This is a genomic window from Microbacterium sp. (assembly GCF_031988965.1).
Taxonomy (GTDB): Bacteria; Actinomycetota; Actinomycetes; order Actinomycetales; family Microbacteriaceae; genus Microbacterium.
Window position 1 is genome coordinate 1 of record NZ_DALZXX010000255.1, and the last position, 2,108, is coordinate 2,108.

The window sequence follows — 2,108 nt, forward strand, 5'->3', positions numbered from 1 at the left end:
GTCGCGGTGCTCGCGCGTGATCAGCGGGCCCATCTCGCTCGCGGCATCCGTGCCGGCGCCGATAGTCAGGCCATCGATGCGCGAGGCGATCGCTGCGACCAGGTCGTCGGCGATGTCGCCGACCGCGACCAGCACTGACACGGCCATGCACCGCTCTCCGGCCGAACCGTAGGCGGCCGAGACCGCCGCGTCGGCCGCGGCGTCGATGTCGGCATCCGGCATCACGACCATGTGGTTCTTCGCTCCGCCGAGCGCCTGCACGCGCTTGCCCGCAGCCGAGGCGCGCTGATAGATCGAGCGGGCGATCGGCGTCGAGCCGACGAAGCTGATCGCGTTCACGCGCGGCGACTCGAGCAGCGCGTCGACGGCCTCCTTGTCGCCGTGCACGACGTTGAGCACGCCGTCGGGAAGACCCGCCTCCTGGAAGAGCTTCGCGAGCCAGACCGCGGCCGACGGGTCCTTCTCGCTGGGCTTGAGCACCACGGTGTTGCCGCACGCGATCGCCGAGGCGACCATCCACAGCGGCACCATCACGGGGAAGTTGAAGGGGGTGATCGCGGCGACGACGCCGACGGGCTGCTTGACCGAGTGCACGTCGACGCCGCGCGAGACCTGCTCGCTGCGCTCGCCCTTGAGCAGATGCACGAGGCCGGCGGCGAACTCGACGTTCTCGATGCCGCGCGAGACCTCGCCTGCGGCATCCGAGAGCACCTTGCCGTGCTCGGAGGTGACGATCGCCGCGAGCTCGGGCGTGCGCTCCTTGAGCAGCTGGCGCAGACGGAAGAACACGTCGGCGCGCTTGATGAGGCTCGTCTCGCGCCAGGTAGGCAGAGCGGATGCCGCGGCGGCGATCGCCTGGTCGACCTCGGCGGTCGACGCGAAGGCGACCCGCTTCGTGACCTGACCTGTGGCCGGGTCGAAGACCTGTCCCGTGCGCGCTGCGTCGGCGGTGTCTGCTCCGTTGATGAGGTGACGGACGATGTCCACAGGACTCCTTCGGGGTGTGAGATCCGTATCGAACACTCTGACCGAGGGGCGATACGCTGGCTTCCTCCCATGATCACAGAGCGCGAGGAGCCTCACCCGTGTCAGAACGTCGCGACATCGCCGACCTTCGGACAGATCGTCCGACCGGATCGATCTTCGTGACAGTCGCTGACGTGCTCGCAGAGACTGCCGTGCAGCAGGGCGAGCCCGAGGTGCTCGTCGGTGGCGCCGCCCTCGACGCGGCCGTGCGCTGGGTGCACGTCTCCGACAGTGCGGGCGTCGCGCGGCTGCTCGACGGCGGCGAGCTGCTGCTGACCACGGGAGCGGGGTGGCCGGTCGACGATGACGAGCTGCGGGCCTTCGCGTCGAGCCTGCATCGGGCGGGCATCGCCGGGATCGTGTTCGAGCTGAAGACCGCCCGTCAGACGGTGCCGCAGCCGGTGGTCGATGTCTGCGCCACGGTGGGTCTGGCGCTCATCGCCCTCACACACGAGGTCAAGTTCGTCGCCGTGACCGAGGCCGTGCACCACGCGCTGATCGCGGCCCAGACCGACGCCCTGCATCAGCGACAGCACCTGCACGAGCTCTTCACGACGCTGAGCCTGCAGGGCGCTCCGGCCGACGTCGTGGTGTCGGAGACCGCCCGAGCGCTCGGCGCTCCGGTGATCCTCGAGAATCTCGCGGGCGAGGTGATCGCGACCGAGGGGCTGGGCATGCCGATCGCCGAGGTGCTCGATCGACGTGGTGCTGCCGAGCGCGTGCCCGTGCAGGCCAGGGGAGTGCTATGGGGCACGCTCGTCGCTCTTCATGGGCCGGCGCACCCGGCCGGGCGGTCCACGGTACTCGAACAGGGAGCGACGGCCCTCGCCTTCGGCTGCATCGCCGACGGTGGCGACGCCGAATGGTCGCTGCTCGCCCAGCGAGCCGTGATCGACGACCTGCTCGGTGCGCGCTTCGCGAGAGCCGAGGACATCGACGCGCGGTTGCGTGCGGGAGGCTTCGCGCTGGCCGGGCGTCACTGTCACGGTCTCGTCGCGCGAGGCAGTGCGTCGGTCAGCGAGCTCGCCTATCGGGCCCGGCAGGCGGGGTTCGCGGTGATGGCCTCCCGCGTCGACGGCGAC

The 2,108-nt window shown here is 70.4% G+C and carries 2 protein-coding genes; one reads left to right on the top strand and one right to left on the bottom strand.

What is annotated here, in order from left to right:
* The coding region (locus RTM68_RS18425; protein ID WP_312173762.1) for an aldehyde dehydrogenase family protein at positions 1–987 on the bottom strand (987 nt) is incomplete at its 3' end.
* Positions 988–1,085: 98 nt separating this feature from the next.
* Here RTM68_RS18425 and RTM68_RS18430 point away from each other — a divergent pair.
* Positions 1,086–2,108 (top strand): PucR family transcriptional regulator ligand-binding domain-containing protein (locus RTM68_RS18430; protein ID WP_312173763.1); only part of this gene is annotated, 1,023 nt, incomplete at its 3' end.